The 24,820-nt window shown below is 64.0% G+C and carries 22 protein-coding genes; 8 read left to right on the top strand and 14 right to left on the bottom strand.

Annotation, left to right across the window (positions count from 1 at the left end; genetic code table 11):
- The first annotated feature begins 120 nt into the window (after positions 1-120).
- From TO66_RS24760 to TO66_RS24750, 3 genes are read left to right on the top strand one after another with little or no spacing between them, the layout of a single operon-like run.
- Entirely contained in the window at positions 121-801 is a 681-nt protein-coding gene (locus TO66_RS24760) for a class I SAM-dependent methyltransferase (RefSeq protein WP_044464743.1), read from the top strand.
- A 4-nt stretch (positions 802-805) separates the two neighbouring features.
- Entirely contained in the window at positions 806-1,519 is a 714-nt protein-coding gene (locus TO66_RS24755) for a lipopolysaccharide kinase InaA family protein (RefSeq protein WP_044464742.1), read from the top strand.
- A gap of 2 nt (positions 1,520-1,521) precedes the next feature.
- Entirely contained in the window at positions 1,522-1,758 is a 237-nt protein-coding gene (locus TO66_RS24750) for a hypothetical protein (RefSeq protein ID WP_044464741.1), read from the top strand.
- A 57-nt stretch (positions 1,759-1,815) separates the two neighbouring features.
- On the opposite strand, the gene TO66_RS24745 is transcribed toward TO66_RS24750, so the two are convergent.
- The 10 genes from TO66_RS24745 to TO66_RS24700 all read right to left on the bottom strand — a co-directional run bounded on the left by TO66_RS24745 (position 1,816) and on the right by TO66_RS24700 (position 15,601).
- Positions 1,816-4,839: a multidrug efflux RND transporter permease subunit gene (locus TO66_RS24745; protein WP_044464740.1), complete on the bottom strand. Its 3,024-nt coding sequence runs from the start codon at positions 4,837-4,839 to the stop codon at positions 1,816-1,818.
- Between the two features lie 13 nt (positions 4,840-4,852).
- Complete coding sequence (locus tag TO66_RS24740; RefSeq protein WP_044464739.1) at positions 4,853-6,004, bottom strand: efflux RND transporter periplasmic adaptor subunit; 1,152 nt, start codon at positions 6,002-6,004, stop codon at positions 4,853-4,855.
- 136 nt (positions 6,005-6,140) lie between these two features.
- Entirely contained in the window at positions 6,141-7,238 is a 1,098-nt protein-coding gene (locus TO66_RS24735; RefSeq protein ID WP_044464738.1) for a DUF1513 domain-containing protein, read from the bottom strand.
- Positions 7,239-7,240: 2 nt separating this feature from the next.
- Entirely contained in the window at positions 7,241-8,305 is a 1,065-nt protein-coding gene (locus TO66_RS24730) for an imelysin family protein (RefSeq protein ID WP_044464737.1), read from the bottom strand.
- A gap of 30 nt (positions 8,306-8,335) precedes the next feature.
- Positions 8,336-9,763, bottom strand: a complete 1,428-nt coding sequence (locus TO66_RS24725; protein WP_044464736.1) for a di-heme oxidoredictase family protein — start codon at positions 9,761-9,763, stop codon at positions 8,336-8,338.
- Between the two features lie 195 nt (positions 9,764-9,958).
- Entirely contained in the window at positions 9,959-11,302 is a 1,344-nt protein-coding gene (locus tag TO66_RS24720) for an imelysin family protein (protein WP_044464735.1), read from the bottom strand.
- A gap of 162 nt (positions 11,303-11,464) precedes the next feature.
- Positions 11,465-13,516 carry a bifunctional diguanylate cyclase/phosphodiesterase gene (locus TO66_RS24715; RefSeq protein ID WP_044464734.1) on the bottom strand — a complete coding sequence of 684 codons (2,052 nt, stop codon included), beginning with the start codon at positions 13,514-13,516 and terminating at the stop codon, positions 11,465-11,467.
- A gap of 302 nt (positions 13,517-13,818) precedes the next feature.
- Complete coding sequence (locus TO66_RS24710) at positions 13,819-14,415, bottom strand: superoxide dismutase (protein WP_007929765.1); 597 nt, start codon at positions 14,413-14,415, stop codon at positions 13,819-13,821.
- Positions 14,416-14,591: 176 nt separating this feature from the next.
- Positions 14,592-15,194: a LysE/ArgO family amino acid transporter gene (locus tag TO66_RS24705; protein ID WP_044464733.1), complete on the bottom strand. Its 603-nt coding sequence runs from the start codon at positions 15,192-15,194 to the stop codon at positions 14,592-14,594.
- Between the two features lie 5 nt (positions 15,195-15,199).
- Positions 15,200-15,601 carry an ACT domain-containing protein gene (locus TO66_RS24700; protein ID WP_044464732.1) on the bottom strand — a complete coding sequence of 134 codons (402 nt, stop codon included), beginning with the start codon at positions 15,599-15,601 and terminating at the stop codon, positions 15,200-15,202.
- 96 nt (positions 15,602-15,697) lie between these two features.
- Here TO66_RS24700 and TO66_RS24695 point away from each other — a divergent pair, with 96 nt between their 5' ends.
- From TO66_RS24695 to TO66_RS24680, 4 genes are all read left to right on the top strand, one after another.
- Positions 15,698-16,597 carry a LysR family transcriptional regulator ArgP gene (locus TO66_RS24695; protein ID WP_044464731.1) on the top strand — a complete coding sequence of 300 codons (900 nt, stop codon included), beginning with the start codon at positions 15,698-15,700 and terminating at the stop codon, positions 16,595-16,597.
- Between the two features lie 62 nt (positions 16,598-16,659).
- A complete protein-coding gene (locus TO66_RS24690; protein WP_044464730.1) occupies positions 16,660-17,652 on the top strand; it encodes an NAD(P)-dependent oxidoreductase in 993 nt (330 codons plus the stop codon).
- Between the two features lie 106 nt (positions 17,653-17,758).
- Positions 17,759-18,595 carry a hypothetical protein gene (locus TO66_RS24685; protein ID WP_044464729.1) on the top strand — a complete coding sequence of 279 codons (837 nt, stop codon included), beginning with the start codon at positions 17,759-17,761 and terminating at the stop codon, positions 18,593-18,595.
- Positions 18,596-18,724: 129 nt separating this feature from the next.
- Positions 18,725-19,570 carry a cache domain-containing protein gene (locus tag TO66_RS24680; RefSeq protein ID WP_044464728.1) on the top strand — a complete coding sequence of 282 codons (846 nt, stop codon included), beginning with the start codon at positions 18,725-18,727 and terminating at the stop codon, positions 19,568-19,570.
- Positions 19,571-19,627: 57 nt separating this feature from the next.
- Here the strand turns inward: TO66_RS24680 and TO66_RS24675 are convergent, their stop codons facing one another.
- Positions 19,628-21,079 (bottom strand): MDR family MFS transporter, encoded by a 1,452-nt coding sequence (locus tag TO66_RS24675; protein ID WP_409077201.1) that lies wholly within the window; start codon positions 21,077-21,079, stop codon positions 19,628-19,630.
- Positions 21,080-21,219: 140 nt separating this feature from the next.
- On the bottom strand, positions 21,220-22,404 hold the full coding sequence (gene pobA, locus TO66_RS24670) for a 4-hydroxybenzoate 3-monooxygenase (protein ID WP_177330447.1): 1,185 nt from the start codon (positions 22,402-22,404) through the stop codon (positions 21,220-21,222).
- 186 nt (positions 22,405-22,590) lie between these two features.
- Between pobA and TO66_RS24665 the strand changes: the two genes are divergently transcribed.
- Positions 22,591-23,481, top strand: coding sequence for a helix-turn-helix domain-containing protein (locus TO66_RS24665; RefSeq protein ID WP_044464725.1), 891 nt, complete (start codon positions 22,591-22,593; stop codon positions 23,479-23,481).
- Positions 23,482-23,496: 15 nt separating this feature from the next.
- Here the strand turns inward: TO66_RS24665 and TO66_RS33725 are convergent, their stop codons facing one another.
- Both TO66_RS33725 and TO66_RS24660 read right to left on the bottom strand, forming a co-directional pair.
- Positions 23,497-23,673 (bottom strand): hypothetical protein, encoded by a 177-nt coding sequence (locus tag TO66_RS33725; protein WP_171820032.1) that lies wholly within the window; start codon positions 23,671-23,673, stop codon positions 23,497-23,499.
- 137 nt (positions 23,674-23,810) lie between these two features.
- On the bottom strand, positions 23,811-24,716 hold the full coding sequence (locus TO66_RS24660) for a LysR family transcriptional regulator (protein ID WP_044464724.1): 906 nt from the start codon (positions 24,714-24,716) through the stop codon (positions 23,811-23,813).
- Positions 24,717-24,820 lie beyond the last annotated feature (104 nt).

The raw sequence follows: 24,820 nt of genomic DNA, 5'->3' as shown, positions 1-24,820 counted from the left end.
GAGAGGCTGTAAAACCCTGAAATATTTCCACTCTGGACCGGACGAAGTTTTCACAAAGACATGACCTGAAGCTGACAAGCCGCTGCCTAAGGTGGGCCATCAGATTCAGGAGACTGTGTGATGGCCCCCCCGATCAAGCTGGAATTTTCCGACAAGTACGACGAACAACACGCGCAGGAGTATCTGCTCAAGCATCAGGACGGCATGTCCCGCCGTTTGTCCCACAAGCGTGACGAGCAACTGGCGCGTGCGGCGCTGGCCATGGCCGGCGAACCGGGCCTGGTGCTCGACCTGCCCTGTGGGGCCGGGCGTTTCTGGCCCTTGCTGGCGGAAAAGCCCAACCGGGTGATCATCGGTGCGGACAACTCGGCGGCGATGCTGAAGATCGCCACGGTGGCGCAACCGGCCGAGGTGGTGAAACGGGTACGACCTTTGCAGACATCTGCGTTCGACATCGACTTGCCGGACAACGCCGTCGACAGCATTTTCTGCATGCGGCTGCTGCACCACATTGGCGAGTCGGACCATCGGATGGCGTTGTTGCAGGAGTTTCAGCGGGTTACCCGGGACAGCGTGATCGTTTCGTTGTGGGTCGATGGCAATTTCAAGGCCTGGAAACGCAAGCGCATGGAAGTGCGGCGCAAGCAGGAATCCGGGCAGGAAGGTTACCAGAACCGTTTTGTGTTACCGGCTGCTACGGTTGAAGAAGAATTCAAGCAGGCGGGTTTTCGTGTCCAGGATCATCTGGACTTTTTTCCGCTCTACGCCATGTGGCGAGTCTACGTATTACGCAAGAGGTAACAGGATGGCCGTTGAATGTGCACCGGAAATGGAAGTCGCTGCTGTAGACCGTTTCGACTACTTCTGGAGTCGGCAGGGCGAGTGGGTCGAAGAGCCGAATAAGCGTCGTGGTGGAGAAAGTGGCGTTCAACGTATTACCGGTGCCGATGGGCGGACGCTGTATGCCAAGCGGCAGGTGGGCCATATCTATCGCAGCTGGTTGCATCCTTTCGGACGCCCCACGGTGCTGCGCGAGCAGGATGCGCTCAAGGGCCTGAGCCAGCTCAATGTGAACGTACCGCAATTGGTGTTCTGCGGTGCCCAGCGGGATTCCCAGGGACAATGGCGGGCATTGCTGGTGACCGAGGCCCTGGAAGGTTTCGTGGAAATCGAGCAGTGGTACGCCGCTGGCGAGCGCGAGCGCCATGGCGAGGCGTTGCACGAGCGGGTACTGAAGGAATTGGCGGCCACCCTGGCGCGGATGCACAAGGGCCGCTGGCAGCATGGCTGCCTGTATATCAAGCACGTGTTCGTGCGGGTCAGTGGCGAGGGGGAGGCCGCGAAGGTGGAAATCGCCTTGCTGGACTTCGAGAAATGCCGCCAGCGGCTGACCGCCAAACGGGCTGCGGCCCATGACATCAAACAATTGCGTCGCCACTCGTCGTGGAATGCCACGGACTGGGACAAACTCTACTACTTTTATAAAACGGCGTTTGGCAGCGCTATCAAAGGCTTATAGCGATGAAACTCGAAATTGCGCGAGGTTTGTTTTTAGTAGGAGCCTTGGCAGTTGCCTCCTTGGCGGTGGCTGCCTGGGAGCAGCCGCGCATGGAAGTTCTCAGTAGTACACAGGCAGGGGCCAATTGCCCTTTGCCACGGGTCGCGAAAGTGCCCAAGACCACCGTCGCGGCGCGACCTGACCAGGATCTGCTGTTGTTCATGTTCGGCCTGACTCAGGCCATGAAGCCGCAGAGTTGAATACCCTCGAACCCGGATAAGAGGCCTCGCATTGCGAGGCCTTTTTTATTGCGGCCCTCATGGTTCCGCCTTGGCCAGCAAGGTGTAGATGCAGGGCAGTACGAACAGGGTGAACAGCGTGCCGATCGACATCCCCGTGGCGATTACCGTCCCGATGTCGAACCGGCTGACCGCACCGGCCCCAGTGGCGAGGATCAGCGGCACCATGCCGAAGACCATGGCCGCGGTGGTCATCAGCACTGGCCGCAGGCGAATGGCCGCCGCGGCCTCCACGGCCTCGCGCGGGGTCAGGCCCTGGTCCTTGCGCAACTGGTTGGCGAACTCGACGATCAGGATGCCGTGCTTGCTGATCAGGCCGATCAGGGTCACCAACCCGACCTGGGTATAGATGTTCATGCTCGACCAGCCGAGAAACAGCGGGATCAGGGCTCCGCAGATCGACAGCGGCACCGTCACCAGGATCACCAGCGGATCGCGGAAGCTCTCGAACTGCGCCGCCAGCACCAGGAAAATGATCGCCAGCGCGAGGCCGAAGGTCACCCACAGCGCATGGCCTTCCTGGACGAACTGGCGCGAGGCGCCGGCGTAGTCGAAGGCGTAGCCCGGAGGCGCTTCCTCTTCGGCGATCTGGCGCACGGTATCGATCGCTTCCCCCATGCTGACGATCGGGAACCCGGAAATGGTGGCCGCGTTGAGTTGCTGGAACTGGTTGAGCTGCCGCGGCCGGGCGCGATCGGTGACGGTGATCAGGGTCGAGAGCGGCAGCGCCTCGTCCCTGGCGTTTTTCACGTAGTAGTTGTTCAGCCATTCGGGATTGTCGCGATAGGGGCGCTCGACCTGGGCGATGACCTTGTAGCTGCGGCCATCGATGGTGAACCGGTTGATTTCCGCCTCGCCCAGCAAGGTCGCCAGGGTGCTGCCCAGGTCCAGCATCGACACGCCCATCTGTGCCGCCTTGGCCCGGTCGATGTCGACCACCACTTCCGGCTTGTCGAACGCCAGGTCGATATCGACGAAGGCGAACTTGCCCGACTCCATGACGCGCTTCTTCACCCGGTTCGAGAGTTCCAGCAAGGATTCGTAATCGTTGGGGCTGTTGATGATGAAGGCGAACGGCAAGCCTTCACCGGTGCCCGGCAGGGACGGCAGGTTGAAACCGAACACCTGCAGCCCGGCGATGCCCGCGAGCCGGGCCTGGACCTCGGGGAGGATCTGCATCTGCGTGCGCTGGCGTTCGTTCCAGGGCTTGAGCAGGAAGCCGCCGATCCCCGATTGCACGCCGTTGAAGCCATTGATCTGGAACGACGAGTAGTACTCGGGGAAGGTCTTGAAGATCTCCAGGAACTCGTCGGTATAGGCGTTGAGGTAATCCAGGTTGGCCGGCTGGGGCGCGGTGGCCATCATGAAAATGATGCCCTGGTCTTCGTCCGGGGCCAGTTCCGACTTGGTGAACTTGAGTAGCGCCGGAATCAGGCACAGCACGATCAGGGCGAACACCAGCACCACCGGCCGGGTGTCGAGGGTGCCATGCAGCAGGCGCTGGTAGCGCTGCTTGAGCCCCTCGAAAATCAGGTCCAGCCGATGGGCCAGGCCGCTGGGGTTCTGTTCGTGGCGCAGGAGCAGGGCGCACATCATCGGCGACAGGGTCAGGGCGACGATGCCGGAAATCACCACCGCCCCGGCCAGGGTCAGGGCGAACTCCTTGAACAGCGCCCCGGTGAGCCCCTGCAGGAAGCCGATCGGGGCATAGACCGCGGCCAGGGTAATGGTCATCGACACCACCGGCATGGCAATTTCCCGGGCGCCTTCGAGGGCCGCCTCCAGGGGCGTCTTGCCTTCTTCGATATGCCGATGGATGTTTTCCACCACCACGATCGCGTCGTCCACCACCAGGCCGATGGCCAGCACCATCGCCAGCAGGGTCAGCAGGTTGATCGAGTAGCCCATCAGTTGCATGAAGAACATCACGCCGATCATCGACAGCGGGATGGTCACCACCGGGATCACCACCGAGCGCAGCGCGCCGAGGAACAGGAAGACCACCACGATCACGATCAGCACGGCTTCGAACAGGGTTTTCACCACCTCGTTGATCGAGGCCTGGATGAACAGCGTGGCGTCGTAGGCGATCTCGGACTTGAGGTTGGGCGGCAACTGGGCCTCCAGCTCGGGCATGATCTTGCGCACTTCCCTGATCACCTCCAGCGGGTTGGCGTTGGGGGTGGCCTTGATGCCGATATAGACCGAAGGGACGCCGCCGAAGGAACTGATGGCGTTGTAGTTCTCCGCGCCCATCTCTACCCGGGCCACGTCGCTGAGCAGTACCCGGCTGTCGCCGTCGGTCCGCAGGGGGATGGCGGCGAAGGCTTCGGCGGTCTTGAGTTCGGTGCTGGCGTTGATGCTGGTGACCACGTACTCGCCCTTGATCTCGCCGGCGGCGGATAGGAAGTTGTAGCGGCGCACCGCGCTGGTCACGTCGCTGGCGCTCAGGCCGTAGCCGGCGAGTCTGACCGGGTCCAGCCACAGGCGCATGGCGAACACCTGGTTGCCGAGGATTTCGGCTTCGGCCATGCCCGGCAGGGTCGCGAGTTTGGGCTGGATCACCCGGGACAGGTAATCGGTGATCTGCGGGTTGCTCAGTTGCTGGCTGAAAAAGCTGATGTACATCAGCGCCGAGGCATCGGCGGCTTCCTTGCTCAGCACCGGGTCCTCGGCGTCCTGGGGCAGTTTGTTCTTCACCTCGTTGGCCTTGGCCAGCAGCTCGGTGAACAGGCGGTCGCTGTTGGCGCCGATGCGCGCGTAGACGGAAATCACCGAGAAGTTCTGGCGGCTGACCGAGGTCATGTAGTCGATGCCCTCGGCGCTGGCCAGGCTCTGCTGCATCGGCTGGGTGATATAGCCCTGGATGGTTTCGGCGTTGGCCCCGGGATAGGCGGTAGTCACCGTGATCAGGGCGTTTTCCATCTGCGGGTACTGGCGCAGCGGCAGCCTGCTCCAGGCCTGGAACCCCAGCAGCACGATGAGCAGGCTGACCACGGTGGCCAGGACCGGGCGGCGGATGAACGGATCGGTAAAGGCCATGGGGATTCCTCGATCAGTCCACGCGTGGCTGGCTGCCCTGTTCGGTAGGCAGCCGCTTGTCCGGGGTGGTGGCGATGCGGGCGCCATGGTCCAGCTTGATCTGCCCGCCGCTGACCACCTGTTCGCCGCTGCTGACGCCCTTGTTGATCAGCACCAGGCCGTTGCGTCGCTCGCCGGTTTCGACGAAGCGCCGCTCGGCGATCAGGACCGGCTGGCCCTGGCTGTCTTTCTCCGGCTGGCCGTCGGCGGTCTTTTTCTCGCTGACCACATACAGCGAATTGCCGTACAGGGTGTAGGTAATGGCGCTTTCCGGCACCACCACCCGGGGCTGCGGGTCGGGCAGCAGCACCTGCAGGTTGGCGAACATTCCCGGCAGCAGCTTGCCGTCGGGGTTGGCCAGGGTCGCGCGGACCTGCACGTTGCGCGTGCTGTCTTCGACCTTGGGGTTGATGGCGCTGATGCGGGCGTCGAACGTTTCCCCCGGGTAGGCGGACACCGCGACGCTGACCGGCTGGCCCAGGGCGATTTTCGGCACCGCCTGTTCCGGGACGAAGAAGTCGACATACAGGCTGCTGAGGTCTTGCAGGGTCGCGATGACGGTGCCGCTGGCCAGGTAGTCGCCGACATCTACCTGGCGAATGCCGATGGTGCCGTCGAAGGGCGCGAGCAGGCGCTTTTTTTCCAGCGCCGCCTTGAGCTGGTTGACCGTGGCCTTGTTCTTTTGCAGTACCGCCGACAAGCGATCGAACTCGCCGCGGGAAATCGCCTGGCTGCCCACCAGCTGGCTGCCGCGGCCGAAGTCCAGCTGGGACAGCCCCAGGTCGGCCTGGGCGGTTCCCAGCAGGGCGCTTTCCACAGCGCTGTCGAGTTGTAGCAGGGGCTGTCCGGCCTTGACCTTCTGCCCGGACTCGAACTGCAGCGCCTTGACGGTGCCCGCCACTTCCAGGCTGAGGTTGACCCCTTGCAGGGCCTTGAGCGTGCCGACCGTGGGCAGGCGCGCTTGCCATGGCTGTTCATGCGCCGTGGCCACGGCCACGCTGATGGGCGGCTTGGGCACCGAGAAAAGCTGGATCTGCCGATAGATGGAGAGGGCCTTGTAGCCCGCCAGCGACAGCACGATCAACAGGACGACAGCCAACATGACAAGCAGGCGGCGGCGCAGCATATTCCGGTCCTTTGGAAAAGCGAAGCTGGGAAAACGCAGCAGGTAGCCGGGACATTACTCCGACTTTCCGGGGGCATCCAGATAACAATCCGGTTATCTGGAGGTCCCGTTTTCCGATGCCGTCAGGGCAGAAAAGCTAGACCAGGTGCAAATGGTTGTCCCAGAGCCCTGCCGGCAGATCCAGGGGTTTCGCTACCAGTTGTGACTGGCGACAGTCGTAGAAGCGGCAGCGTCCCTGGCCCGAGGTCACGACGAAACCGTCGGCCACCGCACCCACGCCGGCGCAGTCTGGCAGGGGCGCGTCCAGGCGCACTTCGGCGCTGTCCAGGTCCCAGATGAAAAAGCGGTTGCCGCGCGGGGCGGTGAGCGCCACCAGGCGCAGTTCGCTGTGCACCGCGACGCTCGCTGTGTAGTGCCCCATCGCCTGCAACTGCTGTTCGGCCACCGGGAAGGCCTGGAAGGGTTGCCCCGGCCGCTTGATCGCCAACAGCTGCGAGGACTCGTGGGCGGCGCCCATGAATTGCTGGCCGGTGACAATGGTGCCGTCACTGGCGATGCCCATGTGCCGCACGCTGTTCATCTGCTGGGCCAGGGTTTCCTTGCTCAGCAGGGTGCCGTCGCGCTGCATCAGGACCAGGCTCGGTTCCATGGCATCGAGGTTCATCTCGACGCGGCTTTCGGCCTCGGTGCGGATCCCGCCATTGGCCACCACCAGGGTTTCGCCGTCCGGCAGCCACGACACCTGATGCGGGCCGATGCCGTGGGTCGGGATCTCGCCGCTGTGTACCAGGCGTTCGCCCTCGAAGCGGTACACGCCAAGCAGGCCGCGGCCCGGATCGCGGGTATCGTTTTCGGTGGCGTACAGCCAGTCGCCGCTCTTGTGGATCACCGCATGGCCGTAGAAATGCCGGTCCGGTTGCGAGGCCAGGGTCTGCAGCAACCTGCCGTCGCGCAAGTCGATCAGGTAGCTTTCGGTGCCCGGGCGACGGGCCACGAACAAGGCGATCGGCAGCGTCGGGTGGTTGATGATGTCGTGGCAGCGTTGACCGACCCGGGTGGCGAACACGGGCTTGCCATCCAGGCGATAACCGACGGCGTAATGCTTGCCGTCGCCGTCATCCCGCGCCGAGAGCAGCAGCGGGCCCTGGTCCTTGTGCTTGAACAGCGTCCAGCCACCCAGTGTGACGGCGCTCAGCAGCAGGCTGCCGAGTGCCAGAGCCTGACGTCGCAGCATGATCAGTCACCGTCGTTGGCGTTGAAGCCCAGTTGGATGCCCAGCGCCTTGGCCAGTTCGCCTTCGTGCAGGCGGTGGACGACGTTGAGGCTGTCGTAGAGATCGTTCAGTTGCTGGCGGCCAGCGTCGTCGGCCAGCAGTTCGGTGAGCGAACGCTGGGTGCTGGCGAACAGCTTCAGCGAAGCGGCGTAGGCGGCGTCGATCTTGTCGGCCAAGGGTTTCTGCTCGGCCGGCAACAGGCTGCGCAGGCCTTTGTTGTCGACCCCGGCCCAGACGGTCTGGGCGGCGGCGAGGCTGGCTTCCAGGCTCTGCATCGACGACTGGCTGCGCCAGGCATCGGCCTGGAACGGCTGTGGAATGCCCTTGCTCTGGCGGCCCATCGGCGTGCCGAGTTTTTTCTTCAGGGTGTCCAGCGCGGTGACCTGGACCCGCAGCAGGTCGGCGATGGCTTCATGGGAGTCGGCGTAGCGCTGGTTGGGGAATTTGCTCAACTGCGCGAGCATCCCGTCATTGGTGTTCCAGCGCGACAGGATCTCTTCGGCGAGCTGCTTCTGGCGTTCGCCGATGGCGGTCAGCAGTGGGCAGTAGCGGGCTTTCTGCGCGCTGTCGGCCATGTCGATCTTGCTGTCGAAAAGAATGTATTCGTAGGCCGAGAGGCCCTGCACCACGACGCTGGACTTGGCCAGGGCGGCGGCGTCGATCTGTGGCGTGGCAGTCACCAGTTGCTCGACCTGACGGCCGACCAGGTTCTTCTTGTCGGGCCAGAATTGCACCTGCCAGGAACGGTTGCCCTCGGCCAGCGGGCCGATCAGCAGCGGTTGCAGTTCGGCCCAGGCCTTCTGCGCGTGCAGGAAGTCGGCGCGGGCGGTGTCCAGGCTCTGCTTGCCTTCGCAGAAGGCCAGGGCACTGATCGCCAGTTGACGGTCGGCTTCGACCCAACGGCTGTACGTCGGCAGGATCACCTGCTTGGCGATGGCCGCCGAGGTCACGGCTTGTGGGTCCTGGGGCGAGCAGGCGCCCAGGGCGAGGGCGGCAAGGCTGGTGAACAACAGCTTGGGACGGAACATGTTCGGGCTCCCGTTTCTTGTAAGAAGGCGTTAAAGAGAATTCAGGAAGGCCAGCAGCGCGGCGCGCTGCTCGGCGTTGAAGGATAAAACCTGTTGCTGCGCCGCCCGGGCTTCGCCGCCGTGCCAGAGCACGGCCTCGAGCAGGTTGCGGGCGCGGCCGTCGTGCAGGAACTGGGTATGGCCGCTGACCGTCTCCGTCAGGCCGATTCCCCACAACGGTGGCGTGCGCCAGTCGCGGCCGCCGGCCTGGAATTCGCTGCGGTGGTCGGCCAGGCCTTCGCCCATGTCGTGCAGCAGCAGATCGCTGTAGGGGCGGATCACTTGATTGGCCAGCTCGGGTTCCGCGGCATCGGTGGCGGTGGTGAATTGCGGGGTATGACAGGACTGGCAGCCGGCCTGGTAGAACAGGTTCTTGCCGGCCAGGACCTGCGGCGAGTCGACGTCGCGCCGCGCCGGGACCCCGAGGTTGCGGCTGTAGAACAGCACCAGGCGCAGGATGTTGTCGCTGACTTCCGGTTCGCCGTCCGGGCCATTGCCGTTGGGGGCTTGCTTGCAGGCGGTCTGGGCGTCGGTGCAGTCATCGAAGGGTCTCAGGCGGGTGGTCAGGCCCATATCACCAGAGAACGCGTGAACATTTTGTTGATTGAGGTTCGGTTGCCCGGCTTTCCAGCCAAAACGCCCGAGCACGGTCTTCTGCTGCGCATCGTCCCAGACCCGGTTCGGCCGTCCGGCGATGCCGTCATTGGCCTTCGCCTGGGCCTCGGCGTTGGCCAGGATCGCCGCCTCGGGGATGGCTTCGAGCAGGCCCAGGCCGATCATCGGCGGCGCCACGCGGGCCGAGAAACGGGTGTCGGGATGCATCGGGCCATAGCCGAGCTGGGTGATCTGCAGCTTCGGTTTGCGCAGTTCGACTTCGCTGCCGTCCTTGAAGCGCACGCTCAGCGGTTCGTAGTCGACCCGCACCTTGCCTTCGGGGGCTACGCCAGGCACCGCCATGTCCTGGAGCTGCCCGCCGTAGACCGGCTCGGGCACGATGCCCAACTGTTCGATGACCTTGGCGTAGGCCGGAGCGTCGGGGATCGACAGGCGCACCAGCATCGACACCGCGTTGTCCGAGTCGGGCGTGGGCGGGTGGCCGCGGCCGTCCTTGATATGGCAGTTCTGGCAGCCGTTGGTGTTGAACAGCGGGCCCAGGCCATCGCGGGCGGTGGTGGTCGAGGGGGCGATGACCCAGGGGTTGCGGAAGAAGCTGTTGCCGACACTGAAGTCCAGGCGCCGGCTCGGCGACAGGTTGGCCGACGGCATGGAAAAGGCGTTCTGGTCGCTCTTGCGCACGGTCGCGTCACCCCCTGCGCGCGCTTCGCCGGGCTCGGCCTGGGTAAAGCGCGGGGCGTCATCGCAGGCGCTCAGGCTCAAGGCCATGAACAGCACAGACCAGCGAAGCAGCGACGGGGGCATCGGATATCCTGCAAGGCGAGCAAAACAAGGGCGCAAAGTCTAACAGGACAGGGGAGTTTGAATAAGAGGAATTATCGTTCCGCTTGACGTGGGACAAGGCTGTCCGGGGCCCGCTGACCCTGCGGCAGTGGCTGCCGGACGACGGGCGACAAAAAAGGCGACCCGAAGGTCGCCTTTTCATGTTCGCAACGGCGATCAGAACTCGTGATCGGCGTTGTCCGGGTTCAGGTCGCTGATGCCCAGCTTGCCCGCGGCCTGTTCGATCGAACCGGTCTGCTTGACCAGGGCTGCGATGGCGTCGCGCACGATCTGGTTGCCCGCGTCGTTGCCGGCGGCGATCAACTGGTCGTAGTGCTCGCCCTTGTTGGCGTGGTCGACCATGACCTGGATCTTGGCTTCGGTGGCGGCCAGGTCGTTCTTCAGCGCGGTGTCGGCGGCCGGGTCGACTTTCGCCACCAGCGACGACAGGCTGGCGCCGGTCAGCTGGGTGCCGTCCACGCGGGTGTATTCGCCCAGGTAGACGTTGCGGATGCCCTTGGCATCGTAGAAGTGCGAGTTGTGGGTGTTGTCGCTGAAGCAGTCCTGCTCGTCTTCAGGGGAGTTGGCTTCCAGGGAAACCTTCATCCGCTCGCCCGCCAGTTCGCCCAGGGACAGGCTGCCCATGCCGAACAGCATTTTGCGCAGGCCGCTTTCAGCCGGTTCCGCTTCCAGGGTGGCGCGATAGTTGTCGGCCACGTTCGGTTTCCAGTTGCCGACCATTTCTTCCAGGTCGCTGACCAGCAACTGGGTCACGGCCTTCAGGTAGGCGCGACGACGGTCGTTGTGGCCGCCGGTGGCGCCGGCGCCTTCCAGGTAGTCCGAGGCCGGACGGTTGCCGGCGCCAGGGCCGGTGCCGTTCAGGTCCTGGCCCCAGAGCAGGAATTCGATGGCGTGGTAGCCGGTGGCGACGTTGGCTTCGGAACCGCCCAGCTCGTTGAGGCTGGCGAGTTTTTCCGGGGTGATGTCCTTGACGTCGACCTTGTCTTCGCCGATCTGGATCTCGGTGTTGGCGATGATGTTGGCAGTGGCGCCCGGGTTGCCCAGCGCGTGCTCGTAGGACTTGTCGACGTAATCGATCAGGCCTTCGTCCAGCGGCCAGGAGTTCACCTGGCCTTCCCAGTCGTCGATGATGGTGTTGCCGAAGCGGAACACTTCGCTCTGCAGGTAAGGCACGCGCGCGGCGACCCAGGCGGCCTTGGCGGCTTTCAGGGTGTCGGCGTTGGGTTTGGCGAGGAAGGCGTCGATCGCGCTTTGCAGGGTTTTCGCGGTGGATTCGGCATCGCTGTAGACGGCGTAGACCATGTCGGCGTAATGCGCGACGACCGCCTTGGCGGCCGCTTCGTCGACCTTGCCGGCCGCAGGCGTGGTCGCTGGGGCCGAGGTGCTGGCGGCTGGAGTAGCGGCTTGCGGCGCGGCAGCCTTGTCTTTGCCTTCGCCGCAACCGGCGAGGGAAATAGCGATGGCCAACAGACTGGCGGTAGCCAGAGGCATACGAATCATGGCGAACATCCTGCTTCGAGAGAGGGGTGGAATGGCGCGGAGGGCGCGTAAAACTGCGACATAATGCGAAAGATTTGCATTATGTGTAAAGACTTGGGGTTGGAAATATTTCCCATTCACACCGCGCTTGCTCTGGATCAAGCCTGCGCGTGCATTCGGGGTTCAGAGGATCGCGGCGTTGCTGCGCTGGGCCTGTTTCAGGTAGGCGCTCAGCTCCCGTGCGGGCAAGGGTTTGCTGTAGTGATAGCCCTGACCTTCGTGGCAGCCTTCGGAGATGATGTAGGCCTCCTGCTCGGCGGTTTCCACGCCTTCGGCGATCACTTGCATGCCCAGGCTCTTGCCCAGCTGGATGATCGCCCGGACGATGGTCGCATCGTCGTCGTCATCCAGCAGGTCCTGGACGAAGCTCTTGTCGATCTTGATCTTGTCCAGTGGCAGGCTCTTGAGATAGCTCAGCGACGAATAGCCGGTGCCGAAGTCGTCGATGGCGATCAGCGCGCCGGAGCGACGCAGGCTGAGCAGGTGCTGGGCGGCGGTGCTGATGTCTTCCATCAGGCCGGTCTCGGTGACTTCCAGCTCCAGGCTGCGCGGCGGCAGGCGGTAGATCTGCAGCAGGTTGTTGACCACCCGCGGCAGCTCGGCGTGGTGCAGTTGCACGGTGGACAGGTTGACGGCCATGCGCAGGTCGCTGAAGCCCAGGTCATGCCATTCGCGCAACTGGCGGCACGCCTGGTCCAGCACCCATTCGCCGATGGCGATGATGGTGCCGTTCTGTTCGGCCAGGGGAATGAACAGGTCCGGCGGCACGAAGCCGTGTTCCGGATGCTGCCAGCGCAGCAAGGCCTCGACGCCGACCACGCGGTGATCGCGGTAGCTGATCTGCGGTTGATAGACGAGGTGGAACTGTTCGCGGCTCAGGGCTTCGCGCAGGTCTTTCTCCAGCTCGCGGCGCCGGCGCATCTCGCTGTCGACGCTGGCGATATAGAACTGGTAGCGATTGCGCGACCGGCTCTTGGCCAGGGTCATGGTCTGTTCGGCCTTTTGCAGCAGCTTCTCGGTGCTGTCGCCGTCCTCCGGGAACAGGGTGATGCCGATGGTGGCGCGCAGGCGGATTTCCTGGTGGTCGAGGGCGAACGGCGCTTCCAGGTCGTCGAGGATGCTCTGCGCCAGTTCGGCGGCTTCGTAGGGTTGTTCGATGTCGGCCTGGACCAGGGCGAACTGATCGCCGCCCAGGCGGGCGAGGGCGCCGAGGCGGCCACTGTGGGCACGCAGGCGATCGGCCAGGGCCAGCAGCAACTGGTCGCCGGTCTGGTAGCTGAATTGTTCGTTGATGCCCTTGAAGTCGTCGAGGCCGACACAGAGCACTGCGACCCGCCGTTGCAGGCGCCCGGCATCGATCAGGATCTTGTCCAGTTGCTGCTGCAATTGCTGGCGGTTGGGCAGGCCGGTGAGGAAGTCGTACTGGGCCATGCGCAGCAGGCTGTTTTCCGCTTCATGGCGCAGGTGGGTGTTGCGTTCGATCGAGGCCAGCAACTGGTTGGCGGTGTTGATCCAGATTCCCAGTTCGTTGCGCTCGTGGCCCTTGAGCAATGGAATCTGGTGTTCGCTGGGGCGGTCCGGATTGATGGTGGTCAGGTGTTCGATGATGCGCGACAGCGGCTTGGTCAGCAGCCAGTGGTAAACCAGGTACAGCACCAGGCCCATGGCCAGGGCGCGCAGGACGCCGGAAACGAAAATGATCACCGAACTGACGATGAAGCCCTGGCCATAGGTGGCCGTGTCGAGGGTGATGCTCAGGTCGCCGTAGTATTCGCTGTAGGGGCCGCGACCCACCAGCTGGGTGGTGAAGGTGCGCTCCTTGCCCAGGATCAGGTCGGTCAGCCAGCGGCTGGAGGACGCCTGCAGGTCGCGGGTCTTTTCCGCGAGCATGGTTTCGTTGGGATGGCCGATGGACGCCATGCGCACGGCATCGTCCTGGAACAGGCCTTCGATGACTTGCATGCCCATCTCGCGGTCCAGGCTGTAGACGGCCTGGGTCGACGGGTCGCGAAACATGTCGAGAATGCGCTGGGCATCGCTAGCGACCGCCTGCCGAGTTTTATAAGCATCGAAGACGATTTGTGCGCAGCTCAGAACTACGCCCACTATCAGTGCCGACAGCAGCACAACCCGGAGCAACTTCACCGACAAGCTGTTTTTGAGTTCCAGCTTCAAAGGGTTATTCCTTGTTCCGTGCGTGTAGCGTCAAGTTGCCATGAGTATTGGCAATCCCGGGGTGGCAGTCAAAGGGACAATCATGCCCAGGATATTCCACCTGTAGGCTTGGCCGGAATGCCTGGACCTGGCATATCCGCGCTCGTTGGATCTATGTCGGTAGCCAGGCCTCGCAACTTGAGGCTGGGCGACAGTTTTTAGCCGGGAGGATGTTAACGCGCCACGCTGGCGGAGCAAGCCGGACCTCGGCCTGTAGAATGAAAAAACCCGGCATTGCCGGGTTTTTTTCACTGCAAACGGGCTCAGGCGACGAAGGTCTTGCCTTCGAACTGCTCGGCCACGAATTTCCAGTTGACCAGGTTCCAGAACGCTTCGACATACTTTGGACGCAGGTTGCGGTAGTCGATGTAGTAAGCGTGTTCCCAGACGTCGCAGGTCAGCAGCGGGGTGTCGCCGCTGGTCAGCGGGTTGCCGGCGCCGATGGTGCTGGCCAGGGCCAGGGAACCGTCAGCCTTTTTCACCAGCCAGCCCCAGCCGGAGCCGAAGGTGCCGACGGAAGTCTTGGTGAATTCTTCCTTGAACTTGTCGAACGAACCGAACGCTGCGTTGATGGCTTCCGCCAGTGCGCCGGTTGGCTGGCCGCCGGCGTTTGGCGCCAGGCAGTTCCAGTAGAAAGTGTGGTTCCAGACCTGAGCGGCGTTGTTGAAAATACCGCCCGAGGAGGACTTGACGATCTCTTCCAGGGTCTTGCCTTCGAACTCGGTGCCTGGCACCAGGTTGTTCAGGTTCACGACATAGGTGTTGTGGTGCTTGTCGTGGTGGTATTCCAGGGTTTCCTTGGAAATGTGCGGCTGCAGGGCATCGTGTGCGTAGGGCAGCGGCGGCAATTCGAAAGCCATGATGATTCTCCTAATCAGGTCAGTTGCGGTGAGCGCAAGGCCGATCACGGGCGGCCAGACAAGCGCCGGGGAGTTTGTACTCTTTGCGGCGCAGGGTTCGGATCATAGCACCGGGGGTCGGGCTTAACCACGCAACAACTGTGTGGGATAGAGGTTCCAGAGCCTTTTGGAATAAATCACCCAGCGGTCACCAACTGCAGCGCCACGCTGAACATCATCACCGCTACCAGAAGGTCGAGGATGCGCCAGGTGCTCGGGCGCGCCAGCCACGGTGCCAGCCAGGCGGCGCCCAGGGCCAGGGTGAAGAACCACAGCAACGAAGCGCTGGCCGCGCCGACCACATAGGCGCCGGGCTCGGTCTGCTGGGCGCCCAGCGAGCCGATCAGCAGCACCGTGTCCAGATACACGTGAGGGTTGAGCAGGGTCACCGCCAGCGCGCTGAGCAACACCGCGCGCAGCGAGCGCACGGTCTGGTTCTCGCCTTGCTGCAGGCTCTGTTTCGAACAGGCGCGCCGCAGGGCCTGGCTGCCGTACCAGATCAGGAACGCGGCGCCGCCCCAGCGGGCGATCGCCAGCAGCGTCGGGTTCTGCGCCAGCACCGTGGCCAGGCCGAAGACCCCGGCCGCCACCAGCAACGCATCGCAGGTCACGCACAGCACGGCCACCGGCAGGTGGTGTTCGCGCCGCAGGCTCTGGGCCAGGACAAAGGCATTCTGGCTGCCGATCGCCATGATCAGCCCGGCCGCGACCAGCAGCCCGTTAACGTAGCTTTGCCACATAGCGTCTACTCCTCGCCCGCCGCCAGTTGCCGCAACACGTCCATGGCGCGATCGGCATCGGCACGCCCGACAAACAGATGATCGTGGTAGTAGCCGGCGATCACGTTGCAACTGATGCCGGCCTGGCCCAGGGCGCCGGCGAACGCGGCGGTCAGGCCGACCGCTGCCAGGGCCGAGTGCACATTCAGGGTGATCCAGGCCGCGACGTAGTCGAACCCCAGCCCCAGCCGTTCGGCTTGCTGGCGTTCGAGGATCACCGTCAGCCCTTCCCGTTCGCGAAAGCTGCCGAGCACTTCGCAGCCTTCGAGCTGCGCGTGATCGGCGATGGAGCAGAACACGTAATCGCCGGGGTTGAGCTGCGGGCTCATGCTGCGCAGCAGGATATCGAGGGAGGTTTCGCCAGCCATGAAAAAGGTCCTTGGACGAGAAAGCATGCTGGCTATTTTCCGGTGGCAGCCTGTATAAGAAAAACCAATATTGCTGATCGCTCATTAGGAGAACTGATGTTCGACTATAAGTTGCTGTCTGCCCTGGCCGCGGTGATCGAGCAGGCCGGATTCGAGCGCGCGGCGCAGGTGCTGGGGTTGTCGCAATCGGCCATTTCCCAGCGCATCAAGTTGCTCGAGGCGCGGATCGGCCAGCCGGTGCTGGTGCGGGTCACGCCACCGGCACCGACGGAAATCGGCCGGCGCCTGCTCAACCATGTGCAGCAGGTGCGCCTGCTCGAGCGCGACCTGCAGAGCCAGGTGCCGGCCCTGGACGAAGAAGGCTTGCCGGAACGCCTGCGCGTCGCCCTCAACGCCGACAGCCTGGCGACCTGGTGGGCCGAGGCAGTAGGGGATTTCTGTGCCGAGCAACATGTGCTGCTGGACCTGGTCGTCGAGGACCAGACCGTGGGGCTCAAGCGCATGCGGGCCGGGGAAGTGGCGGCCTGTGTCTGCGCCAGCGAGCGGCCAGTGGCCGGTGCCCGCAGCGTGCTGCTGGGCGCCATGCGCTACCGGGCCCTGGCCAGCCCGGCATTTCTCGAGCGGCATTTCCCGCAAGGCGTGCAAGCCGGACGCCTGGCCCGGACCCCGGCCCTGGTGTTCGGCCCGGACGATTTCCTGCAGCACCGCTATCTGGCGGCGCTGGGGGTGGATGGCGCTTTCGAGCACCACCTGTGCCCTTCGTCCGAGGGCTTCATTCGCCTGACCGAGGCCGGCCTTGGCTGGGGGCTGGTGCCCGAGCTGCAGGTCCGCGACCAGCTGGAACGGGGCGTGCTGGTGGAGCTTTTGCCGGATAAACCGATCGATGTGCCGCTGTACTGGCATCATTGGCGCAATGGTGGCCAACTGCTGGGCCTGCTCACCGAGCATCTGGCACGCTCTTCGGCGCAATGGCTGGTGCCGTTGCAGCAGGCATGAGCGTCAAGCATCAAGCGGGCGGTGCAGAGCCGGCAGTGGGTAAGTATTTCTAGGAGCAAGTCATGAAAATTCTGGTCACCGGCGCAAGCGGTTTCATTGGCGGGCGCTTCGCGCGCTTCGCTCTTGAGCAAGGCCTGGAAGTACGGGTCAACGGGCGTCGGGCCGAAGGTGTCGAGCATCTGGTGCGGCGCGGGGCCGAGTTTGTCCAGGGTGACTTGAGCGATGCGCAGTTGGTGCTCGACCTGTGCCACGGGGTCGACGCCGTGGTGCATTGCGCCGGGGCGGTGGGGCTCTGGGGGCGTTACCAGGACTTTCACCAGGGCAACGTGCTGGTCACGGAGAATGTGGTCGAGGCCTGTCTCAAGCGTCATGTCCGGCGCCTGGTGCACCTGTCGTCGCCGTCGATCTATTTCGATGGCCGCGATCATCTGGGGCTGACCGAGGAGCAGGTACCCAAGCGGTTCAAGCACCCTTATGCCGCCACCAAATACCTGGCCGAGCAGAAGGTGTTCGGCGCCCAGGAGTTCGGCCTGGAGGTGCTGGCGCTGCGCCCGCGTTTTGTTACCGGTGCCGGCGACATGAGCATTTTCCCGCGGCTGCTGAAGATGCAGCGCAAGGGGCGCCTGGCGATTGTCGGCAACGGCCTGAACAAGGTCGACTTCACCAGCGTGCAGAACCTCAATGAAGCGCTGCTCAGTGCCCTGCTGGCCAGCGGGTCGGCGCTGGGCAAGGCCTACAACATCAGTAACGGCGCGCCGGTGCCGTTGTGGGACGTGGTCAATTATGTGATGCGCCAGATGGAGGTACCGCAGGTCAGGCGCTACCGTTCCTTCGGCCTGGCCTACAGCGTGGCGGCGCTCAACGAAGGTTTCTGCAAGCTCTGGCCGGGGCGTCCGGAGCCGACCCTGTCGCGCCTGGGCATGCAAGTGATGAACAAGAATTTCACCCTGGACATCAGTCGCGCCCGCCATTACCTGGACTACGAGCCGAAGGTCAGCCTGTGGACGGCGCTGGACGAATTCTGCGGCTGGTGGAAGGCCCAGGACATAAGCTGAAACCAATCACTGAACCGAGTCCGGGGTTCAGGGTCGATGAGTGCGGCGGGTTCGCGGTTTATACTCGCCGCATTTCAGCTATCACGCGGTTCATAAAGGTTGCCCCATGCGTAACGATGCCAACGACGACTTCGACGATGTTCCGAGCCTGCGGGCCGATACGCTCGACGATGACTTCCCGACCACGGCCACTGGCCGCGAACGGACTTCGGTCCATGCGCGCAGCGTGCCGGCCGCCAAGGCCAAGGCGTCGAACGCCGGGCCGCTGTGGGCGCTGGTCGGCGCCTTGTTCTTCGCCTTTATCGGCCTTGCCTGGTGGAGCTTCCAGCAGATTTCGCTGATGGAGCAGCAACTGGTCGCGACCCAGGAAAGCTTCGCCCGTATCAGCGAGGAAGCGGCGGGACGCCTGCAGGACATTTCCGGCAAGGTGGTGGCCAGCCAGTCCAGCGTCAACAGCGACAGCGAGGCCCTGAAGTTGCAGCTCAAGCAGCTCGAAGGCCGCCTGCAGGACCAGAGCAAGCAGCAACAGGGCGTGGCCGGACAAGCCACGGACCTGGACAAGCGCCTGGCCCAGATGACAGCCCAGGCCACCGAGCAGCAGGCGGCCAATACCCAGTTGCAGGCGCAGGTGAAAACCTTGGGCGCCGAACTGGCCGCGCTGAAAAGCGCCCCGGCCGATACCAGCAAGGTCGATGCCCAGTTCAAGAGCCTGAACGCCGAGATCGCCGCCTTGAAAAAACAGGGCAACCCGAGCGCGGCCATCGAGCGCCTGGAACAGGACCTGATCGTGCTCAAGAGCCAGCAGGACAATCGCCCCGCCGCGGCTCAGGGCGGCGCCAACACCGCCGAGTTCGACGCCTTCCGTGGCCAGGTCACGCGCAACATCAATACCCTGCAGAGCCAGATCCAGAACCTGCAACAGCAGCTCAACAACCGTCCCTGACCCTCGCGGCCTGCCCGCGCGTGGCGCGGGCAGGCCAGCGGTTTCTGCCGCCGCCTGGCGCGCCTGAACTCGACCCTCTTGCATAGCCGTCTACGCTCTTGAAACACCAACAAGAACGGGGGATGTGCCATGAGGATATTGCTGCGAAGCATTGGCTTGGGCTGGTTGCTGATGCTGTGTTTCAGCCAGGCGCAGGCCGCGCCGGCCGCGGACGACGCCACGGCCGCCAAGGCCCTGCTGGAAAAGGCCCTGGCCTATTACCACGAGCATGGCGACAAGGCGTTCGCGGCCTTCAGCCGCCAGGGCGAGTTCGTCGACAAGGACCGTTATGTGTTCGTGGTCGATACCCGGGGCGTGATGCTGGCCAGCGGCGGGCCGTCGTCGGCGCTGATCGGGCGCGACGTGTCCGAAGTCCTCGGGCCGGACCTGCAGAAGGCGTTCAAGGACGCCCTGAAGATTCCCGAGGGCAATGGTATCCAGCAAGCCGAATACCGCTGGCAGAACTGGGCCGACGGCAAGGTCGAGCGCAAGCACGTGTATTACCAGCGCATCGGCGAACGGATCCTCGCGGTCGGCTATTACCTGCCACGGGCGTCCGCCGAGCAGGCCAGGGCCCTGCTGGACAAGGCGGCGAGCGAACTGGCCAAGGACGAGAAGGGCACGCTGACGGCGATCAACTCACTCAAGGGTGGCTTCCTGCAGGACGACCTGTATGTGTTCGTGGTCGACCTGGAGAACCAGCGCTACGTGGCCCATGGCACCAACCTGCGCTTGATCAACACCGATTTCGGCAAGGTCAGGGACCCGGACGGCAAGCCGGTGGGCGAGCCGATCCTGGCGCTGATGGCCCACCAGGATCAGGGCGAATACGCCTACCGCTGGAAGAACCCGGTGACCGCCAAGGTGGAGGACAAGCACGCTTACCTACGCAAGGTCGGGCACTTCCTGGTGGCGGTGGGGTACTACAGCCCATGAGGGCTTGAGAGCCTCGCGAGCCGGCTCGCTCCCGCAGGGTTGTGCGGGAGCGATGCGTTATTCGAGTTTTTCCTCACGCCCCCGCAGCAGCACGTTGGGCATCGCCAGCGCTGCCGCCAACCCCAGCAGCGACACCGCCGCACTGACCATCAGCAAGTGCTGGAAGGTTTGCAGCAATTCGCCCCGCAGTGCCTCCTGCGCCGGCCCCGCCGCGGCGTTCAGGCCGTCGAGCAGCACGTTGCCCGAGCCTTCGCCGAGCAGGGCCGAGCCGCTCAACTGGGCGAAACTGGAGCCCTGCAACAACGCCAGCAACAGCGCCGACATCAAGGCCACGCCCACCGCGCCGCCCAGGGAGCGGAACAGGTTGGTGGTACTGGTGGCGACGCCGATGTCCCGTTGCGCCACCGAGTTCTGGCTGCCCACCAGCGAAGTCGGGAACTGCATGCCGGAAGCGATGCCGCTGAGCAACATGAACAGGCTGCTCTGCAAGACCGCCTGGGGCGGGCTGAAGGCCATGCCGAGGATGCTCAGCGGCATCAGCAGGGCGCCCCCCAGGATCATCGGTTGGTAACGGCCGGTCACCGAGGTCAGGCGCCCGGCGCAGTAAGCGCCGATCGGCAGACCCATGGCCAGGGGCAGCAGGTGCAGCGCCGCGCTGTCGGCCCCGGCGCCGGTAACGCTCTGGAAGCGCAGCGGCATCAGCACCACCAGCGAGATGGCCTGGAAGCTGGTGAAGAACACGGTGCACCAGCACAGCAGGGCATTGCGGTTGGCGAATAGATGCATGGGCAGCAAGGGCTCCGGCGTGCGCCGTTCATGCCAGGCGAACAGGGCCAGGGCGATGACGGCAAACGCCAGCAGGCCAGCTACTTCAGGGCTGCGCCAGGCATGGCCTTGGCCGAAGTGGGTGATCGCCAGCAGCAGGGCGGTGAGGCCGACGATCATCAACAGGGTGCCGAGGTAATCGATGATCGGCTTGCGCTGTGGAATCGGCAGCCCACGCAGGTTGCGCCTGGCGATCAACCACGCGCCCAGGCCCAGCGGCAAGTTGATCAGGAACACCCAGCGCCAGGACAGGTACTCGGTCATGTAGCCGCCGAGCACCGGGCCGGCGACGCTGGCCACCGCGTACATGCTGCTGAAATAGCCCTGGTAGCGCCCGCGTTCGCGGGGCGGCACGATGTCGCCGATAATCGCCTGGCTGACGGAAATCATCCCGCCGGCGCCGATGCCCTGGAAGATCCGCGCCAGCACCAGTTGTTCCATGCTCTGGGCCATGCCGCAGAACAGCGACGCGAGGGTGAACAGGCCCATGCCGAACAGCATCAGTTTGCGGCGCCCGTAGAGATCGCCGAGCTTGCCGTAGATCGGCACCGACACGGTCATGGCCACCATGTAGCCGGAAATCACCCAGGCCAGCAGGCTGACGTCCTTGAATTGCGCAGAGATGGCGGGCATGGAGACGGCGACGATGGTCTGGTCCAGGGCGCCGAGGAAGATCGCCAGCATCAGGGCGATCAGCACGCTGCGAAGAGCCGGTTTGAGCGGGCCAGGCTGGGTGGGATGAGTCACGAACGAACCTGTGGGCAGTGAGTGGCCCGCTGTAGGCAAGGCGAGCGGGAAGGCTCGCCAGTGTACTCGATAGGTTCCTACTCGATAGCCTCGTAAGGAAGCCCGACGTAATTTTCCGCGATGGTTTTGCGCCCGGCCTCGGAGTCGACGAAGTACGCTAGCTCCGACTCGGCGATGCGTTGGCTGAAGTCGTCGGCATCGGGAAAGCGATGCAGCATGGCGGTCATCCACCAGGAGAAACGCTCGGCCTTCCAGATCCGCCGCAGGCAGATCTGCGAATACCGTTGCAGCAGGTCGGTACGCTGCTCGCGATAGACCTTGAGCAGGATGTTGAACAGCGTGCTGACATCGCTGGCGGCCAGGTTCAACCCCTTGGCCCCGGTGGGCGGCACGATGTGCGCGGCGTCGCCGACCAGGAACAGCCGTCCGTACTGCATCGGCTCGACCACGAAACTGCGCAACGGGGCGATGCTTTTCTCGATCGAGGGACCGGTCACCAGGCGCTCGCCCAGTTCTTCGGGCAGGCGCTTCTTGAGCTCATCCCAGAAGCGCTGATCGGACCAGTCCGCGACCTGCTCGTCGGCCGGCACCTGCAGGTAATAGCGGGTGCGGGTGGTCGAGCGCATGCTGCACAGGGCGAAGCCGCGCTCGTGCCGGGCGTAGACCAGCTCGTCGTGCACCGGCGGGGTGTCGGCGAGTATGCCGAGCCAGCCGAACGGATAGACGCGCTCGAAAACCTTCAGCTTCTCGGCCGGGATCGATTGCCGGGCGACGCCGTGGAAACCGTCGCAGCCGGCGATGTAGTCGCAGTCCAGGCGATGGGGTTCGCCCTGGTAGTCGAAGGTCAGGTAGGGCCGCTCGCTCTCCAGGTCGTGGGGGTGCACGTTGTCGGCCTGGTAGAGGGTGCGGGCGCCCACGGCCTGGCGAGCCTGCATCAGGTCGCGGGTGACTTCGGTCTGGCCGTAGATCATCACGTGCTTGCCGCCCGTCAAGGCCGCCAGGTCGATGGCCACCCGCCGCCCGTCGAGGGCCAGTTCGAAACCGCCATGCACCAGGCCCTCGGCGTCCATGCGCTGGCTGACACCGGCCTGGCGCAGCAGGTCGACCATGCCCTGTTCGAGCACCCCGGCGCGGATCCGCCCGAGCACATAGTCGGGGGTCTGGCGTTCGAGGATCAGGGTATCGATACCGGCCTTGTGCAGCAGTTGGCCGAGTAGTAATCCGGAGGGGCCGGCGCCAATGATGGCGACTTGAGTTTTCAGGGTCTTCATTGTTTTTATGACTCGCAAGCTTCAGGCGAACGGGGTCGCTGAGTGATTTTTATGTTTCGAGTCCCGGCATTTTTCACTTGTGAAGCTGTCAGTTGAAGGTGAAAACTGAGCCGATATCTGTTCATTTCACCAAAGGGGGCGATTATCGCCCGCCACCCAGAGTCCTGGATTGCAGTTATGAATAAGCCAGCCCTGCCTTCGATTCCGGTGTTCAAACTCTATGGGGAAAGCCTGGACTGGCCGACGCCCGACCTGCTGCACTGCGAGACCATTTCCAAGCGCAGCCGCGAGCACCAATGGGAAATCAAGCCACACCGGCATGCCGATCTGTGCCAGTTGTTGTTCGTGCATCGCGGGCAGGCCGAGCTTGAGATCGAGGGGCAGCGCACGTTGCTGGGGGAGTCGGCGTTGCAGATCCTGCCGGCCCTGTCGGTGCACGGCTTTCGTTTTTCCGAGGACATCGACGGTTATGTGGTGACCCTGGCGGCCCCCTTGATGACCCATCTGCAAGCCCAGCTGGGCCACTCAGTGAATGCCCTGGCCGTGGCCGAGAGTTACCCGGCGGGCAGCGACGGCGACTACCTGAACAGCCTGTTCGCCGCCTTGCAGAACGAATACCAGGGGCGCGAGCCCGCGCGGGAAATGCTCATGCATTCGCTGGTCAGCGTGATCATGGTGTGGCTCAGCCGCCAGGCGATCCGACGGCGCAGCGCCAGCCAGCGGCCGCAGCGGGCACGGGAATATTTCAACGGGTATATCCAGTTGGTGGAGACCCACTACCGCGAGCATGTGAAGGTCGAGGACCTGGCGCATAAGCTGGGGATCTCCGTTTCCCACCTCAATGGCACCTGCCGCGAGCTGGCGGGCCAGCCGGCGCTGCAGATCATGCACGAGCGCCAGCTACTGGAAGCCAAGCGCCTGCTGACCTACACCAGCATGACCATCTACGAGATTTCCGACGTGCTGGGGTTCTCCGATCCCACCAACTTCACCCGGCTGTTCCGCCGCCGGGTCGGGATCTCGCCCAAGGCCTTCCGCGATCGCTTGAAGACCGAACACGAACAATGACGCCGCACGCCCGGATCATTTCAGGGCATTGAGGGTGGCGTTGTGCGGGATGCATTGGTCGAGGCTGCAACTGGCATAGATACGCGGCTGTTGCCGGGCCTGTTCGACGCGATAGGCCGCGGTCCCATAAAGGGCCAGGGTTGCGCTGCAGGTGACGAAAATGGCCAGGTACCTTCGGGTCTTGATGCTCATGGCGATCACCTCTGAACGAGTGCCCCTGCGCGTGCGGGGGTACTGTTATCAGCATAGATCAGCCATCGGGATCGGCCATGGCCGGCCGCCAGATCGCGGGTCTCGTGTTGATGGGGTATTCAGCGGTGTTATCGGCCCTAAAGCCCCTTGTCCCACTCCGGTTCCTCGGGGAAGCGCAGCACCAGGAAATCCAGCATGCTGCGCAGCGCCGCCGGCATGTGCTTGCGCGAGGCATAGACCGCGTACATGGTCATTTGCCGGGGTTCGGCGCGAGGCAGCAGGCGCACCAGTTCGCCGCTGTGGATATGCACCCCGGCCTGGTAGCTGGGCAGCATCGCCACGCCGGCCCCGGCCATGGTCGCGCGCAACAGGGTGCTGGCTTCGTTGGCGCTGATGTTGCCCTGCACCGGCACCGAGACCTGTTCGCCGTCCTGCTCGAAATGCCACAGGCTCTTGCCGAAATAGGAGTGGGTCAGGCAGTTGTGCCGGCTGAGCTCCTCGACCCTTTGCGGCGCCGGGTGTTCGCGCAGATACGCCGGGGAGGCGCAGATCACCGAGCGGCACACGGTCAGCCGCCGGGCGATCAGGTTGGGGTCCAGGTCGTTGCTGGTGCGGATCGCCAGGTCGATGCGTTCGTCCACCAGGTTCACCGTGCGATCGAGCATCTGCAGGTCGATGCTGACGCCGGGGTAGCGCTTGACGTAGGTGGCCATGGCATCCGCCAGCTGGGCCTGGCCGAACGACGTGCTGACGCTGATGCGCAGCAAGCCGCGGGGGGTATCGTCGGGTTCGCTGACGGCGGCCTGCATGTCCGTCGACAACTCGAGCATCTGCCGGCAGCGGGGAAGAATCTCGGTGCCCGCCGCGGTCAGGCTCAGCTTGCGGGTGGTGCGATGCATCAGCCGCGCGCCTACCCAATCCTCCAGCTCCGCCAGATAGCGCGACACCACCGGCCGCGAGAGGTCCAGGTGGTCGGCGGCGGCCGACTGGCTGCCCAGGTCGACCACGGTGACGAAGACGCGCATTGCTTGAAGACGATCCATGATTTGCCCGCTTTCAGAAACAAACTATGTCCAAGCATCGCATTTTTTGTAACGAGTGCGGCAACTAAGCTTGCCTCCATCTTCACTGAGCCATGGCCAATCAC

Source organism: Pseudomonas sp. MRSN 12121, assembly GCF_000931465.1.
Taxonomy (GTDB): domain Bacteria; phylum Pseudomonadota; class Gammaproteobacteria; order Pseudomonadales; family Pseudomonadaceae; genus Aquipseudomonas.
This window is presented reverse-complemented; position numbering and strand designations above follow the sequence as displayed.

Coding starts and splice junctions, on each gene's coding strand:
- TO66_RS24760 (WP_044464743.1), top strand. CDS start 121: ATGGCCCCCCCGATCAAGCTGGAATTTTCCGACAAGTACGACGAACAA.
- TO66_RS24755 (WP_044464742.1), top strand. CDS start 806: ATGGCCGTTGAATGTGCACCGGAAATGGAAGTCGCTGCTGTAGACCGT.
- TO66_RS24750 (WP_044464741.1), top strand. CDS start 1,522: ATGAAACTCGAAATTGCGCGAGGTTTGTTTTTAGTAGGAGCCTTGGCA.
- TO66_RS24745 (WP_044464740.1), bottom strand. CDS start 4,839: ATGGCCTTTACCGATCCGTTCATCCGCCGCCCGGTCCTGGCCACCGTG.
- TO66_RS24740 (WP_044464739.1), bottom strand. CDS start 6,004: ATGCTGCGCCGCCGCCTGCTTGTCATGTTGGCTGTCGTCCTGTTGATC.
- TO66_RS24735 (WP_044464738.1), bottom strand. CDS start 7,238: ATGCTGCGACGTCAGGCTCTGGCACTCGGCAGCCTGCTGCTGAGCGCC.
- TO66_RS24730 (WP_044464737.1), bottom strand. CDS start 8,305: ATGTTCCGTCCCAAGCTGTTGTTCACCAGCCTTGCCGCCCTCGCCCTG.
- TO66_RS24725 (WP_044464736.1), bottom strand. CDS start 9,763: ATGCCCCCGTCGCTGCTTCGCTGGTCTGTGCTGTTCATGGCCTTGAGC.
- TO66_RS24720 (WP_044464735.1), bottom strand. CDS start 11,302: ATGATTCGTATGCCTCTGGCTACCGCCAGTCTGTTGGCCATCGCTATT.
- TO66_RS24710 (WP_007929765.1), bottom strand. CDS start 14,415: ATGGCTTTCGAATTGCCGCCGCTGCCCTACGCACACGATGCCCTGCAG.
- TO66_RS24705 (WP_044464733.1), bottom strand. CDS start 15,194: ATGTGGCAAAGCTACGTTAACGGGCTGCTGGTCGCGGCCGGGCTGATC.
- TO66_RS24700 (WP_044464732.1), bottom strand. CDS start 15,601: ATGGCTGGCGAAACCTCCCTCGATATCCTGCTGCGCAGCATGAGCCCG.
- TO66_RS24695 (WP_044464731.1), top strand. CDS start 15,698: ATGTTCGACTATAAGTTGCTGTCTGCCCTGGCCGCGGTGATCGAGCAG.
- TO66_RS24690 (WP_044464730.1), top strand. CDS start 16,660: ATGAAAATTCTGGTCACCGGCGCAAGCGGTTTCATTGGCGGGCGCTTC.
- TO66_RS24685 (WP_044464729.1), top strand. CDS start 17,759: ATGCGTAACGATGCCAACGACGACTTCGACGATGTTCCGAGCCTGCGG.
- TO66_RS24680 (WP_044464728.1), top strand. CDS start 18,725: ATGAGGATATTGCTGCGAAGCATTGGCTTGGGCTGGTTGCTGATGCTG.
- TO66_RS24675 (WP_409077201.1), bottom strand. CDS start 21,079: ATGCTGGCGATCTTCCTCGGCGCCCTGGACCAGACCATCGTCGCCGTC.
- TO66_RS24665 (WP_044464725.1), top strand. CDS start 22,591: ATGAATAAGCCAGCCCTGCCTTCGATTCCGGTGTTCAAACTCTATGGG.
- TO66_RS33725 (WP_171820032.1), bottom strand. CDS start 23,673: ATGAGCATCAAGACCCGAAGGTACCTGGCCATTTTCGTCACCTGCAGC.
- TO66_RS24660 (WP_044464724.1), bottom strand. CDS start 24,716: ATGGATCGTCTTCAAGCAATGCGCGTCTTCGTCACCGTGGTCGACCTG.